Consider the following 14087-nt stretch of genomic DNA (forward strand, 5'->3'; position numbering starts at 1 on the left):
ACCAAAAGTCCTACAGTTTTCCTGAATTTAGCCGATAAAAAAATTAAAAGCTTCTAGGAAAGAAGGAATAACCGTGAATAGGCTTGACTATTATGTTGAAATGGCTCATTTACTTAGAAAGGTACTAGATGAAAGTATTCTTTTCGGCATCACAGATACAGAGAAGATACTTTGTTATTACCCGTCTAACACAATAGATTTTGGTATGAAAGTTGGAGACCCATTGAACCCAGAAGACCAAAATGTGGCGACGACATTAAGAGGACAAGAATATGACGGTCATTTACCAGAGCATTTATATGGTTATGAAATTGCTGTAAAAGGTTACCCGATTTTTGATGAAGATAGAAAAGTAATCGGCTCTTTTTTAGTGGCATTTTCACATCATCGCGAAAAGAAATTAAGCGGTTATATGGAGCAAATCAATAAAGTAGCGAAAGAACTCCAAGGTGGAATTGAGCAAATTGCTGCACATTCACAAGAACTGGCTGCCACAAGTTTAGAAATAAGCGAACAGGCAGGAAGAGCGGAAGAGAAATCTGCGAATATTGAAGAAGTCGTCAAAACCATTGGCGGAATTGCTAGACAAACAAATCTACTTGGTTTAAATGCTGCAATTGAAGCCGCAAGAGCAGGTGAGAACGGAAAAGGGTTTGCTGTCGTTGCTGATGAAGTTCGCAAATTATCAGATGGCTCGAAGGAAGCGGCTGAAACCATTAATACATTTTTAAAAGAAATCCAAGACAGCATTGGCACTTTGTCTGAAAACATCTCACAAATCAGCAGCTCAACAAATGAACAAGCCAAACAAGTGACAGACTTTACGAAGATTATCGAGTCATTAAATGAGTTTAAAGTAGAGATGAATCAGTTTATTGAAGAAATTAGACAGGATACGAAATAGATCAAGAGCAGCCGTCAATGGCTGCTTTTTTATAGGCAAACATCATGCAAAAATCACATATTGAAATTTTTTTACGAAAAGGTGTTGACTTCAAATAAAATGATATGGTATATTAATTCTTGTCGATACGGAGGAATACCCAAGTCCGGCTGAAGGGATCGGTCTTGAAAACCGACAGGGGTGTCAAAGCCCGCGGGGGTTCGAATCCCTCTTCCTCCGCCATATTGATTTTTTACCTTAGTTGAATTGAACGCAAGCATAAAAATTGGAAATTGTCAAACCGCTGCATTTCGCGAATGCAGCGGTTTTTTTTATTTTGTTTGATTGCGATTTTTTTGAATAACAGAAGCTATTTCATGAAGAATGGGATCAAGTGAGCTTTCATCATGAAGTAAGTCGTAATCTTCAATATTAATTTTAATCACTGGGCATAAATCAAATTGTTCGATCCATTCCGTGTATCGAGTGTACATTTCTTCCCAATAAGCCCGGTCAGTTTGAGTTTCCATCTCTCTGCCGCGTTCCTCAATACGATGTAAAATATGATCTAAATTCCCGTGTAGATAGATGAGGACATCAGGGTGAGGGAAGTAAGGTGTCATCACCATCGCCTCAAATAGGCTTGTATACGTTTCATAATCGACCTCAGACATCGTACCTTTGTCCGCATGCATTTTTGCAAAAATGCCAGTGTCCTCATAAATGGAACGATCTTGTACATATCCTCCGCCAGATTCAAAAATCCGCTTTTGCTCCTTAAAACGCTCAGCTAGGAAATAGACCTGTAAGTGGAAGCTCCATCTTTGGAAATCTGAATAAAAAGGCTCTAAATATGGGTTATCATCTACTTTTTCAAGAGAGGTTTGAAACCCTAGCTTGTCCGCTATTGTTTTGGTCATAGTTGATTTGCCGACACCAACAGTCCCGGCAATTGTGATGACTGCGTCCTTTGGTATTTTGATATTGTTCATAGCACTTGCTCCTTTATGTTCTGTACAATTTGCTGGTAATCTTGCTGTGAGGAAACGAAGTCTGTATGATCTCCTTCAATTGTAATGATGGGAAGCCCTGGCTCAGTCTGTTTTAAATGTTCAATGGCCAGCTCGTAATCTTCAATGAGTGTTTTTAAATAAGCTGGGTCAATGTCTTCTTCAAAAGAGCGTCCTCTCATCTGTATTCTTTCAAGTAAGGTGGGAAGGCTGGCTTTTATATAGATCATGGCATTTGGTTTAGGAAGATCATCTGTTAGCAGGTGATAGATCTTTCTGTATTTATCCATGTGCTTTTTTGATAATGTTCTTTCTGCAAATATCATATTTTTATAGACGTGATAATCAGTGACAACCGGCTGCTGTTTATTTACATAGTTTTCTTCAATTGATTCTAACTGTTTGAACCGATTGCATAAAAAGAACATCTCAAGCTGAAAGCTCCATTGTTCCATATCTTCATAAAATTTATCTAAGAATGGATTTTCTTCTACAATCTCTTTTACTAAAGGAAATTGAAATTCCTTCGCAAGCATTGTAGCCAAAGTTGTTTTTCCGGCTCCAATTGGGCCTTCCACTGCAATAAAAGGGGCAGGATACATAGGCGTTCTCCTCTATCTATAAAGTTAAAGTTGTCAAACCAATGTATATTGTACCATACCCCTTCTAATTGATAGAGTGAATGGATTACGATGTCGTTCTTTTTTCAATATTAAATTGATCTGATAATAAGAGCCAATTTTGTGGGAAAGATAGACCTAATTTCCAATAAGCAATGCCGTTCAATTTTAGCTCTTTGATGAGATTGAATTTTGCTTGAATCGATCTAGCGTCTTCGAACCAGACCTCATGCTCTTTGTTGTTGGCATCTGTATAACGAAAATGGGGTGCTTGTGCTGTTTCGTCGTATAAGATAGAGACATTGTGCTCTCTAGCTAGTGCAATTGCTTGTTGAGGACTGACGGCTTTGGCGATGGGGCCGCCCTGGACGAAAGGAAGTGTCCAATCATAGCCGTATAAATTCTGCCCCATTACAATTTTATTGGCCGGTATGACAGTTAGTGCATATTCAATGACTTGGCGGACAGGCCCAATTGGAGAGACAGCTTGTGGAGGGCCACCGCTGTACCCCCATTCATAGGTCATCAGCACAACATGATCGACGATCTTACCGATCGCTTCATAGTCATGGGCTTCATACCATTTGCCCTTTTGCTGACTACTTGTTTTTGGTGCAAGTGCAACAGATATTGTCCATCTTTCTTGATGGAAACGGGCTGTTGCTTCTCTTAAAAATTGAATATAAGCATCTTTATCAACAGGGCGTAAATATTCAAAATCAAAATGGATTTCCTTGAATTGATACTTTTTGGCAACACGAACAATTTCATCTAAAAATGCCGTTTTGACAGATTGGTTAGTTAAAAGAATACGCCCAAGTTCATCACTGAATTTTTCATTCTCTAGATTTGTCACCACCATGGTTAATACAGTTCTGTTCTGAGCGGCAATCTGGGGTAGTTGGTCTAACGGTGGTTCTCGCAGTGTCCCATCTCTTTGTGCTTGAAAACTAAAGATGTCTAAATGGGTTAAGTATGGGGAGGCCTCTCTAGCTGCCTGCTTTAAGTTTTCACTGACTTGATTTCCCCGTGGTTCAATATAAGCATTGGAATTAATGTTCCTTTTCGGTCTTTGTGGAATATAGAGCAAGAAACGAACAGGCAGTATTGCTTCAGGCCGAATTCTGTTCACGCGTGCCAATTCTTCCACTGAGATTTGAAACCGTCTACCAATTTGATATAGTGTGTCATTTTGTTTGACCTCATAAAATTGACCTCTAATTGGAATGACAATTGTTTGTCCAATGACGAGTTGATTTGGTGTTTCGATTTCGTTAGTACGGATGATTTCATTGACTGTCGTTTTAAAACGCATAGCAATGTCGTTTAAAGTATCTCCTCTTTTGACAACATAAATTTGAATAGTCAACGCCCCCTTTGTTATTGCTAACAATTTATGAGGGTTATGGCTAAATCATGTTTGATTTTCATTCGTGATTTCCTTAGCGGTAGTGATTTTGGCTAGAAGAACGTTCTCCATCATTGTTAAAGCGTAGTCGTTATCTCTGTCGTCGTTTGAAGCGATACAATCTTTAGGTACAATTAGATTGTATTCTCGCATGTATGCGTCATTTGCAGTGAACAAAACGCAAATGTTTCCGGCAATTCCAGTTAGAATAATGTCCTCAACACCTAATTCATTTAAGAGTGTCTCTAGTGCAGTACCGTAGAAGGCAGAATGCTTAGGTTTAATTAAGAAGTAATTATCTTTAGATGGTGTCATTTTCTCTAAAATAGGAGCGCTTCTTTCGTTTTTGCATGTTTCCAGAACAGCTTGGATATCAGCCTTCCAAAGTCCGTAGTGATCGTTGATATAAATGATTGGCCAATTTTCCTTGAAAGCATGTTGTTTAAGAGCTAAAATTTTATTGGTCATTTGCTCTGTTTTTTCTGCAAGCACATGTCCCATTTCAAAATCAAAATCATTAATCATGTCGATAATAAGTAGCGCCTTTTGGTGCTTTGACAAAATAAGACCCCCTTTAAAAGATTGTGATAATATGTTAACCTCAATTTCCTTTTAAAAAACATGAAAAGAGAGCCGTGCTATGACGAAAGATGAACAGTTTATGCAAGAAGCCATTTCTGAAGCCTTAAAAGCAGAACAAATAGGGGAAGTGCCGATTGGTGCGATCATTGTTGTTGATGATCAAATTGTGAGCCGGGCTCATAATTTAAGGGAAAGTGAGCAGCGTTCGATTGCACATGCAGAATTACTTGCTATTGATGAAGCATGTAAAGCGACAGGGAGCTGGCGTTTAGAAGATGCTGTGCTTTACGTTACGCTTGAGCCATGCCCAATGTGTGCGGGTGCTATTGTTCTCTCTAGAGTGAAAAAGGTCGTTTTTGGTGCATACGATCCAAAAGGTGGATGCGCAGGTACTTTAATGAATTTACTGGATGATGAACGGTTCAATCATCAGTCTGAGGTCATCGGTGGTGTACTTGAAAATGAGTGTGGTGAGCTGTTAAGTCAGTTCTTCCGAAATCTCCGTCAGCGAAAGAAACAAGCCAAAAGTAAATGAATGGATGCCGTTTGCAATTTGAGCTATAAGAAGGTATACTTATGTCTGCGTCACTAACAATTTAATATTCATTTTGCCGTGCTAAGCGGGGAGGTAGCGGTGCCCTGTACTCGCAATCCGCTCTAGCGAGGCCGAATCCCTTCTCGAGGTTCGTTTACTTCAAGGTCTGCCTTAAATAAGTGGTGTTGACGTCTGGGTCCTGCGCAATGGGAATTCATGAACCATGTCAGGTCCGGAAGGAAGCAGCATTAAGTGAAACCTCTCATGTGCCGCAGGGTTGCCTGGGCCGAGCTAACTGTTTAAGTAACGCTTGGGGTAGCGAATCGACAGAAGGTGCACGGTAAATCAATATTAAATGTAACTCATCTAGTTTAACTAGGTGAGTTTTTTGTTGCTGTTCAAAGAATAGCTGAACTGCTTTGGTTATACAAATAGATAAAAAGTCTTTTTGGAGCCATTTGTTTTTTTCACTAATCGTAACAAGAACTGGTGTTCTGTTTGGGGTTTCGGGTTTTTTTACAAAGCTAGAAAATACGTTTTTAATGCATGGAAAGTAGAAAATCTATAGTTGAAATCATCTTTTTGGCATATTAGAAAATAAAGGTGTGCTTTTGAATTGATCGGTGCATCATGTATAATGAAAAAGATGATAAATGGAGGAGGGCGTATTTGTGAGTTATCAAGCTTTATATCGAGTGTTCAGACCTCAAGTTTTTGAGGATGTTGTTGGACAAGAACACATCACAAAAACGTTGCAAAATGCCCTTTTGCAGAAAAAGTTTTCTCATGCTTACTTATTTTCAGGTCCTAGAGGAACAGGTAAAACAAGTGCTGCCAAAATCTTTGCTAAGGCAGTGAACTGTGAAAAGTCACCTGTTAGTGAGCCGTGTAATGCATGTGATGCCTGTAAAGGGATTACAAACGGTTCAATTTCAGACGTGATTGAAATAGATGCTGCCTCGAATAACGGGGTAGATGAAATCCGTGATATACGTGATAAAGTGAAATTTGCTCCTTCGGCGGTTACGTATAAGGTTTATATTATAGATGAAGTACATATGCTCTCTATCGGGGCATTTAATGCCCTCCTTAAAACGCTGGAAGAACCGCCTGCTCATTGTATCTTTATTTTGGCTACCACAGAGCCCCATAAGATTCCTCTTACCATCATATCTCGTTGTCAGCGATTTGATTTCAAACGAATCACGACTAAAGATATTGTTGGAAGAATGGAGAAAATTGTAGATGCAGAAGGCCTTAACGTACAGGAGGGTTCGCTCGAGATTATTGCTAGTGCAGCTGATGGCGGTATGCGTGATGCACTAAGTCTCTTGGATCAAGCGATTTCATTTAGTGGTGAACAATTGACAATTGATGATGCGCTGCTCATTACAGGTGCTGTATCTCAGCATTTCATTAGTCAGCTTGCTGAAGCAATTTTTGATCAAAATATTGCGACAGCGTTAGATACATTAAATGAGTTGCTCCAGCAGGGGAAAGATGCTGCTAAATTAATAGAGGATATGATTTTTTACTTTAGAGATATGCTGCTTTATAAAACGGCACCAGATCTCGAGGGGGTCCTTGAAAAGGTAAAGGTCGACGAAAGTTTCGTGGCGCTGTCAGATCGTGTGACACCTCAATTTCTGTATGAAACAATTGAAGTCCTGAATAAAAGCCACCAAGAAATGAAATGGACAAATCATCCAAGGATTTTCTTTGAGGTAGCTGTTGTAAAGCTGTGTCAGTCAACAGCAGGATTGACACAAGGTCATGCTGACGCTGATTTAACGGCGCTAACAGATAAAATAAACAGGCTGGAACAGGAACTATCAAGGCTAAGAGCCGAAGGTGTACCAATGTCTCCATCTCATAGTCCTCAAGAAAAAAAGGAAGCGCCTCGACCACAAACAAGTAACAAAAATGGCTATCGTGCTCCTGTCGGCCGAATTCATGAGATTCTAAAAGAAGCGAAACGGCCTGAGTTAGAAAAAATTAAAGGCAAATGGGGAGAGCTCCTTGCCCAGTTGAAACAGCAGAATAAGGTGTCTCACGCTGCGTTATTAACGGACAGTGAGCCAGTTGCGGCTGCTTCGCATGCCTTTGTTTTAAAATTCAAATTTGAAATACATTGTAAAATGGTTGCTGAAGATAAAAGTGGTGTTCGGACCAATCTTGAACAACTGCTAGAGTCTATGTTAGGAAAAAGAGTGGAATTAGTTGGCGTTCCTGACGCTCAATGGGGTAAAATAAGAGAAGAATTTTTAAGAGATCATCAGCCGGATGAACAAGCAGATGGTCAGGAAACTTCTTCTGAAGAGGATCCATTGATTGCGGAAGCAAAGAAATTAGTAGGAACCGATTTAATTGAAATTAAAGATTAATAAAAATGAAAGAGAGTGGTGTTCATATGCGCGGTGGAATGGGAAATATGCAAAAAATGATGAAACAAATGCAAAAAATGCAAAAGGATATGGCGAAGGCTCAAGAAGAGCTTGCAGAAAAAGTCCTTGAAGGTACAGCTGGTGGCGGTATGGTCACTGTAAAAGTAAATGGACAAAAAGAAGTCGTTGATGTAGCAATTAATGAAGAAGTTGTTGATCCAGAAGATATCGATATGCTTCAAGATCTTGTACTTGCTGCGACAAACGATGCATTGAAAAAAGTCGATGAGCTAACGAATGAAACGATGGGTCAATTCACAAAAGGAATGAACATGCCAGGTTTATTCTAGGAGGAATAACTGAAGATGCAATATCCTGAACCAATATCAAAGCTGATTGACAGCTTTATGAAATTGCCAGGAATCGGACCGAAAACTGCGGTCCGTCTGGCTTTTTTTGTTCTTAGTATGCAAGAAGATGTCGTACTAGATTTTGCGAAGGCGCTTGTAAATGCAAAGCGTAATTTAACTTATTGTTCGGTATGCGGTCATATCACAGACCAAGATCCTTGCTATATTTGTGAAGATACAAGAAGAGATCAATCTGTTATCTGTGTAGTGCAGGATCCAAAAGATGTAATCGCAATGGAAAAAATGAAAGAATACAACGGCTTATATCATGTGCTTCATGGTGCCATTTCGCCAATGGACGGAATTGGCCCAGAGGATATTAAAATTCCTGACCTATTAAAAAGATTGCAAGACGATCAAGTGACAGAGGTGATCCTTGCAACCAATCCAAACATTGAAGGAGAAGCAACAGCCATGTATATCTCCAGATTGTTAAAACCATCAGGAATTAAACTCTCTCGCATTGCTCACGGACTTCCAGTAGGCGGGGATTTAGAGTATGCGGATGAAGTTACACTGTCTAAGGCTCTAGAAGGCAGACGTGAGATGTAGGAAGGAGAAGTACGGTACATGGGTTTTCTTCGCAGAAAATCAATTCGAAAAGAATTCGATGAGAAATTAATTCAACAGCTTTTTAAGCAAAAGGAAGAATGGAACAGACAAAAAAAGCTTGTCGCAAATAGCGTTGAGCCTTCACCGGACATTCTATTCGAATTAAAGCTTGCTCAAGCGAAGTACTTTTTCTATCTGAGAGAAGCGAAAAAGAGGAATTTACGTTTAAACAACTGGAAATAGCAGGTCTATTATACATAGTCCTCTCATATGCTTGTACTATTCATATGAAGAGGAGATGAGAGGATTATGGAACCTGTTATTGTGATCGGGTCAATTTTGCTAGCTGTGCTATTGTTGTTTATGTCAGGTGTGCAGGCGAATCCATTCAAATGGTTAGGGCTTATCGGAGTGAAGTTTGTAGCAGGCGCTCTTTTTTTATTTTGCCTCAACCTATTTGGCGAGAGTCTAGGATTACATGTCTCTATTAACCCTGTAACGAGTGGAATTAGTGGTTTATTGGGTATTCCGGGCGTAGCAGCTTTAATCGTCATTGAAAAGTTTATTATTTAATGAAAAATATTGTTGACTTTGATTGGATAGGGTGGTAAATTAATATACGTCGCTGATGACGAAGAAACGAAAAAACATAATAACAAAAAAGTTGTTGACACTAACAACTTGGATGTGATAAGATGTTCTAGTCGCTTCTGAAGCGGTAAACAAGTTCTTTGAAAACTAAACAAGACAAAACGTACCTGTTAATTCGAGTTTTTATAAAAAAATCCTATGAAACTTCATAGGTAGTCAGTCAAACTGGCGAAAAGCAAAACTTCGGTTTTGTATTTTTTCGGAGAGTTTGATCCTGGCTCAGGACGAACGCTGGCGGCGTGCCTAATACATGCAAGTCGAGCGGACAGAAGGGAGCTTGCTCCCGGATGTTAGCGGCGGACGGGTGAGTAACACGTGGGTAACCTGCCTGTAAGACTGGGATAACTCCGGGAAACCGGAGCTAATACCGGATAGTTCCTTGAACCGCATGGTTCAAGGATGAAAGACGGTTTCGGCTGTCACTTACAGATGGACCCGCGGCGCATTAGCTAGTTGGTGGGGTAATGGCTCACCAAGGCGACGATGCGTAGCCGACCTGAGAGGGTGATCGGCCACACTGGGACTGAGACACGGCCCAGACTCCTACGGGAGGCAGCAGTAGGGAATCTTCCGCAATGGACGAAAGTCTGACGGAGCAACGCCGCGTGAGTGATGAAGGTTTTCGGATCGTAAAGCTCTGTTGTTAGGGAAGAACAAGTGCGAGAGTAACTGCTCGCACCTTGACGGTACCTAACCAGAAAGCCACGGCTAACTACGTGCCAGCAGCCGCGGTAATACGTAGGTGGCAAGCGTTGTCCGGAATTATTGGGCGTAAAGGGCTCGCAGGCGGTTTCTTAAGTCTGATGTGAAAGCCCCCGGCTCAACCGGGGAGGGTCATTGGAAACTGGGAAACTTGAGTGCAGAAGAGGAGAGTGGAATTCCACGTGTAGCGGTGAAATGCGTAGAGATGTGGAGGAACACCAGTGGCGAAGGCGACTCTCTGGTCTGTAACTGACGCTGAGGAGCGAAAGCGTGGGGAGCGAACAGGATTAGATACCCTGGTAGTCCACGCCGTAAACGATGAGTGCTAAGTGTTAGGGGGTTTCCGCCCCTTAGTGCTGCAGCTAACGCATTAAGCACTCCGCCTGGGGAGTACGGTCGCAAGACTGAAACTCAAAGGAATTGACGGGGGCCCGCACAAGCGGTGGAGCATGTGGTTTAATTCGAAGCAACGCGAAGAACCTTACCAGGTCTTGACATCCTCTGACAACCCTAGAGATAGGGCTTTCCCTTCGGGGACAGAGTGACAGGTGGTGCATGGTTGTCGTCAGCTCGTGTCGTGAGATGTTGGGTTAAGTCCCGCAACGAGCGCAACCCTTGATCTTAGTTGCCAGCATTCAGTTGGGCACTCTAAGGTGACTGCCGGTGACAAACCGGAGGAAGGTGGGGATGACGTCAAATCATCATGCCCCTTATGACCTGGGCTACACACGTGCTACAATGGACAGAACAAAGGGCTGCAAGACCGCAAGGTTTAGCCAATCCCATAAATCTGTTCTCAGTTCGGATCGCAGTCTGCAACTCGACTGCGTGAAGCTGGAATCGCTAGTAATCGCGGATCAGCATGCCGCGGTGAATACGTTCCCGGGCCTTGTACACACCGCCCGTCACACCACGAGAGTTTGCAACACCCGAAGTCGGTGAGGTAACCTTTATGGAGCCAGCCGCCGAAGGTGGGGCAGATGATTGGGGTGAAGTCGTAACAAGGTAGCCGTATCGGAAGGTGCGGCTGGATCACCTCCTTTCTAAGGATATATGGAGCAGCGTACGTTTTCGTCTTGTTTAGTTTTGAAGGAACTTGCAAAAGATCCTACAACATCATATCTTCGATATGAAAGATGGGCCTGTAGCTCAGCTGGTTAGAGCGCACGCCTGATAAGCGTGAGGTCGGTGGTTCGAGTCCACTCAGGCCCACCATCTTCTATTAAATCGGGGCCTTAGCTCAGCTGGGAGAGCGCCTGCCTTGCACGCAGGAGGTCAGCGGTTCGATCCCGCTAGGCTCCACCAACGTGTTCTTTGAAAACTAGATAACAATAAGTAATACATTCACATTGAATGCAATGCAAAGTTCATCACACATAGTGATTCTTTCTAAAGTAAGAAATGGTTAAGTTAGAAAGGGCGCACGGTGGATGCCTTGGCACTAGGAGCCGATGAAGGACGGGACGAACACCGATATGCTTCGGGGAGCTGTAAGCAAGCTTTGATCCGGAGATTTCCGAATGGGGAAACCCACTGCTCGTAATGGAGTAGTATCCATACTTGAATACATAGAGTATGAGAAGGCATACCCGGGGAACTGAAACATCTAAGTACCCGGAGGAAGAGAAAGCAAATGCGATTCCCTGAGTAGCGGCGAGCGAAACGGGAACAGCCCAAACCAAGAGGCTTGCCTCTTGGGGTTGTAGGACACTCTATACGGAGTTACAAAGGAACGATATAAGCGAAGAGGTCTGGAAAGGCCCGCCAAAGAAGGTAACAGCCCTGTAACTGAAATGTTGTTCTCTCCAGAGTGGATCCTGAGTACGGCGGAACACGTGAAATTCCGTCGGAATCCGGGAGGACCATCTCCCAAGGCTAAATACTCCCTAGTGACCGATAGTGAACCAGTACCGTGAGGGAAAGGTGAAAAGCACCCCGGAAGGGGAGTGAAATAGATCCTGAAACCGTGTGCCTACAAGTAGTCAGAGCCCGTTAACGGGTGATGGCGTGCCTTTTGTAGAATGAACCGGCGAGTTACGATCCCGTGCAAGGTTAAGCAGAAGATGCGGAGCCGCAGCGAAAGCGAGTCTGAATAGGGCGCATGAGTACGTGGTCGTAGACCCGAAACCAGGTGATCTACCCATGTCCAGGGTGAAGTTCAGGTAACACTGAATGGAGGCCCGAACCCACGCACGTTGAAAAGTGCGGGGATGAGGTGTGGGTAGGGGTGAAATGCCAATCGAACCTGGAGATAGCTGGTTCTCTCCGAAATAGCTTTAGGGCTAGCCTCAAGGTAAGAGTCTCGGAGGTAGAGCACTGATTGGACTAGGGGCCCCTACCGGGTTACCGAATTCAGTCAAACTCCGAATGCCGATGACTTATCCTTGGGAGTCAGACTGCGAGTGATAAGATCCGTAGTCGAAAGGGAAACAGCCCAGACCGCCAGCTAAGGTCCCAAAGTATACGTTAAGTGGAAAAGGATGTGGAGTTGCTTAGACAACCAGGATGTTGGCTTAGAAGCAGCCACCATTTAAAGAGTGCGTAATAGCTCACTGGTCGAGTGACTCTGCGCCGAAAATGTACCGGGGCTAAACGTATCACCGAAGCTGCGGACTGTTCTTACGAACAGTGGTAGGAGAGCGTTCTAAGGGCTGTGAAGCCAGACCGGAAGGACTGGTGGAGCGCTTAGAAGTGAGAATGCCGGTATGAGTAGCGAAAGACGGGTGAGAATCCCGTCCACCGAATGCCTAAGGTTTCCTGAGGAAGGCTCGTCCGCTCAGGGTTAGTCGGGACCTAAGCCGAGGCCGAAAGGCGTAGGCGATGGACAACAGGTTGATATTCCTGTACCACCTCCTCACCATTTGAGCAATGGGGGGACGCAGGAGGATAGGGTAAGCGCGGTATTGGATATCCGCGTCCAAGCAGTTAGGCTGGGAAATAGGCAAATCCGTTTCCCGTAAAGGCTGAGCTGTGATGGCGAGCGAAATTTAGTAGCGAAGTTCCTGATTCCACACTGCCAAGAAAAGCCTCTAGCGAGGTGAGAGGTGCCCGTACCGCAAACCGACACAGGTAGGCGAGGAGAGAATCCTAAGGTGATCGAGAGAACTCTCGTTAAGGAACTCGGCAAAATGACCCCGTAACTTCGGGAGAAGGGGTGCTTCTTAGGGTGTTAAAGCCCCGAGAAGCCGCAGTGAATAGGCCCAGGCGACTGTTTAGCAAAAACACAGGTCTCTGCGAAGCCGTAAGGCGAAGTATAGGGGCTGACGCCTGCCCGGTGCTGGAAGGTTAAGAGGAGCGCTTAGCGTAAGCGAAGGTGCGAATTGAAGCCCCAGTAAACGGCGGCCGTAACTATAACGGTCCTAAGGTAGCGAAATTCCTTGTCGGGTAAGTTCCGACCCGCACGAAAGGCGCAACGATCTGGGCACTGTCTCAACGAGAGACTCGGTGAAATTATAGTACCTGTGAAGATGCAGGTTACCCGCGACAGGACGGAAAGACCCCGTGGAGCTTTACTGCAGCCTGATATTGAATGTTGGTACAGCTTGTACAGGATAGGTAGGAGCCTTGGAAACCGGAGCGCTAGCTTCGGTGGAGGCATCGGTGGGATACTACCCTGGCTGTATTGACCTTCTAACCCGCTGCCCTTATCGGGCAGGGAGACAGTGTCAGGTGGGCAGTTTGACTGGGGCGGTCGCCTCCTAAAATGTAACGGAGGCGCCCAAAGGTTCCCTCAGAATGGTTGGAAATCATTCGCAGAGTGTAAAGGCACAAGGGAGCTTGACTGCGAGACCTACAAGTCGAGCAGGGACGAAAGTCGGGCTTAGTGATCCGGTGGTTCCGCATGGAAGGGCCATCGCTCAACGGATAAAAGCTACCCCGGGGATAACAGGCTTATCTCCCCCAAGAGTCCACATCGACGGGGAGGTTTGGCACCTCGATGTCGGCTCATCGCATCCTGGGGCTGTAGTCGGTCCCAAGGGTTGGGCTGTTCGCCCATTAAAGCGGTACGCGAGCTGGGTTCAGAACGTCGTGAGACAGTTCGGTCCCTATCCGTCGCGGGCGCAGGAAATTTGAGAGGAGCTGTCCTTAGTACGAGAGGACCGGGATGGACGCACCGCTGGTGTACCAGTTGTTCTGCCAAGGGCATCGCTGGGTAGCTATGTGCGGACGGGATAAGTGCTGAAAGCATCTAAGCATGAAGCCCCCCTCAAGATGAGATTTCCCATTCCGCAAGGAAGTAAGATCCCTGAAAGATGATCAGGTTGATAGGTCTGAGGTGGAAGCGTGGTGACACGTGGAGCTGACAGATACTAATAGATCGAGGACTTAACCTATATTCTAATGTGAAGC

The 14087-nt window shown here is 44.2% G+C and carries 11 protein-coding genes, 3 tRNA genes, 2 rRNA genes and 1 other RNA gene; 13 read left to right on the forward strand and 4 right to left on the reverse strand.

The window, feature by feature from the left end; all coding sequences use genetic code 11:
- Positions 1-73 precede the first annotated feature (73 nt).
- Both MHH65_RS00100 and MHH65_RS00105 read left to right on the forward strand, forming a co-directional pair.
- Entirely contained in the window at positions 74-904 is an 831-nt protein-coding gene (locus MHH65_RS00100) for a methyl-accepting chemotaxis protein (RefSeq protein ID WP_024425758.1), read from the forward strand.
- A gap of 129 nt (positions 905-1033) precedes the next feature.
- Positions 1034-1126, forward strand: a tRNA-Ser gene (locus MHH65_RS00105).
- Between the two features lie 89 nt (positions 1127-1215).
- On the opposite strand, the gene MHH65_RS00110 is transcribed toward MHH65_RS00105, so the two are convergent.
- From MHH65_RS00110 to MHH65_RS00125, 4 genes are all read right to left on the reverse strand, one after another.
- Complete coding sequence (locus MHH65_RS00110) at positions 1216-1875, reverse strand: deoxynucleoside kinase (protein WP_041115176.1); 660 nt, start codon at positions 1873-1875, stop codon at positions 1216-1218.
- Positions 1872-2495 (reverse strand): deoxynucleoside kinase, encoded by a 624-nt coding sequence (locus tag MHH65_RS00115; RefSeq protein ID WP_024425759.1) that lies wholly within the window; start codon positions 2493-2495, stop codon positions 1872-1874. The genes MHH65_RS00110 and MHH65_RS00115 overlap by 4 nt, the downstream gene beginning before the upstream one ends.
- Before the next feature lie 85 nt (positions 2496-2580).
- Entirely contained in the window at positions 2581-3882 is a 1302-nt protein-coding gene (locus MHH65_RS00120) for a glycoside hydrolase family 18 protein (protein WP_046314483.1), read from the reverse strand.
- A gap of 45 nt (positions 3883-3927) precedes the next feature.
- Positions 3928-4482, reverse strand: a complete 555-nt coding sequence (locus MHH65_RS00125) for an isochorismatase family cysteine hydrolase (RefSeq protein ID WP_034284265.1) — start codon at positions 4480-4482, stop codon at positions 3928-3930.
- Between the two features lie 79 nt (positions 4483-4561).
- Here MHH65_RS00125 and tadA point away from each other — a divergent pair, with 79 nt between their 5' ends.
- From tadA to MHH65_RS00180, 11 genes are all read left to right on the forward strand, one after another.
- Positions 4562-5038 carry a tRNA adenosine(34) deaminase TadA gene (gene tadA / locus MHH65_RS00130; RefSeq protein ID WP_034284264.1) on the forward strand — a complete coding sequence of 159 codons (477 nt, stop codon included), beginning with the start codon at positions 4562-4564 and terminating at the stop codon, positions 5036-5038.
- A 76-nt stretch (positions 5039-5114) separates the two neighbouring features.
- Positions 5115-5379, forward strand: an RNA gene (gene ffs, locus MHH65_RS00135) — signal recognition particle sRNA large type.
- A gap of 330 nt (positions 5380-5709) precedes the next feature.
- A complete protein-coding gene (dnaX, locus tag MHH65_RS00140; protein ID WP_046314485.1) occupies positions 5710-7422 on the forward strand; it encodes a DNA polymerase III subunit gamma/tau in 1713 nt (570 codons plus the stop codon).
- A 26-nt stretch (positions 7423-7448) separates the two neighbouring features.
- Positions 7449-7772, forward strand: a complete 324-nt coding sequence (locus tag MHH65_RS00145; protein WP_008342011.1) for a YbaB/EbfC family nucleoid-associated protein — start codon at positions 7449-7451, stop codon at positions 7770-7772.
- A gap of 15 nt (positions 7773-7787) precedes the next feature.
- Positions 7788-8384, forward strand: coding sequence for a recombination protein RecR (recR, locus tag MHH65_RS00150; RefSeq protein WP_003218094.1), 597 nt, complete (start codon positions 7788-7790; stop codon positions 8382-8384).
- An 18-nt stretch (positions 8385-8402) separates the two neighbouring features.
- Positions 8403-8627: a YaaL family protein gene (locus MHH65_RS00155; RefSeq protein WP_024425764.1), complete on the forward strand. Its 225-nt coding sequence runs from the start codon at positions 8403-8405 to the stop codon at positions 8625-8627.
- A 66-nt stretch (positions 8628-8693) separates the two neighbouring features.
- A complete protein-coding gene (locus MHH65_RS00160) occupies positions 8694-8957 on the forward strand; it encodes a pro-sigmaK processing inhibitor BofA family protein (RefSeq protein ID WP_034284261.1) in 264 nt (87 codons plus the stop codon).
- Between the two features lie 274 nt (positions 8958-9231).
- A 16S ribosomal RNA gene (locus tag MHH65_RS00165) occupies positions 9232-10780 on the forward strand.
- 95 nt (positions 10781-10875) lie between these two features.
- A tRNA-Ile gene (locus MHH65_RS00170) sits at positions 10876-10952 on the forward strand.
- 14 nt (positions 10953-10966) lie between these two features.
- Positions 10967-11042 (forward strand) — tRNA-Ala (locus tag MHH65_RS00175).
- Positions 11043-11140: 98 nt separating this feature from the next.
- Positions 11141-14071, forward strand: a 23S ribosomal RNA gene (locus MHH65_RS00180).
- Together the 16S and 23S rRNA genes with 2 tRNA genes alongside form the textbook arrangement of a ribosomal RNA operon.
- Positions 14072-14087 lie beyond the last annotated feature (16 nt).

It is taken from the genome of Bacillus sp. FSL L8-0654 (assembly GCF_038629965.1).
GTDB classification, from domain to species: Bacteria; Bacillota; Bacilli; order Bacillales; family Bacillaceae; genus Bacillus; species Bacillus safensis.